We start from the raw sequence: 580 nt of genomic DNA, 5'->3' as shown, positions 1-580 counted from the left end.
GTTTGTTCAAACTTGAGCTGTTCAATTGTGTATTCTTGACGTGCTTGGCTGTAGCGAAATAGACGGCCAAGATCGAATAACCGTTGGTTAAGTGTGATCTGATAACCATGCTCGTTATACTCGTTTTCGATATCCGGTCCCGGATCTTGTTCTGTGTCGGATTCATTCCAGGTTGTATTGGCACTAGCACTAAGGCTTGGGAAAAACTCAGTAAGGCTGATCGACTTATCGTATTCGCTCGCTTCAAGGCCTGCTTGCGCACTCGCGATTTCAAGATTATTGTTGATCGCTTGTTCGACCACAGAGGCGAGACTATCCGCATAGCTTTGCTGAACATAGCCCAGCTGGCTAAGTAAAATCAGTTTAGTTATAACGAACTTCAACATTCGTGTTGATTATCTCCCTGCGCGACAGACCTTGTGGGGACGCGCTAACTTATTTTTTGTACCGCCATGTAGTTTTTGATTACCTTGAAGATTTCTTCGTTTTTATATGGCTTGCCAATAATGTAGTCCATACCAGCATCCATACATTCTTTTTTATCTTTGTTGCTCGTGAGTGCTGTAGCACCAATGACGGT

At 43.6% G+C, this 580-nt stretch carries 1 protein-coding gene; it reads right to left on the bottom strand.

The features are described from left to right. Positions 1 to 386, bottom strand: a 386-nt coding sequence (locus A3738_RS24660) for a TolC family protein (protein WP_197474013.1), incomplete at its 3' end; no start/stop codon positions are given. Between the last annotated feature and the right edge of the window lie 194 nt (positions 387 to 580).

This window comes from Oleiphilus sp. HI0066 (assembly GCF_001635725.1).
The sequence above is the reverse complement of the archived record's forward strand: the minus strand, read 5'-3'. Positions and strand labels throughout refer to the sequence as shown.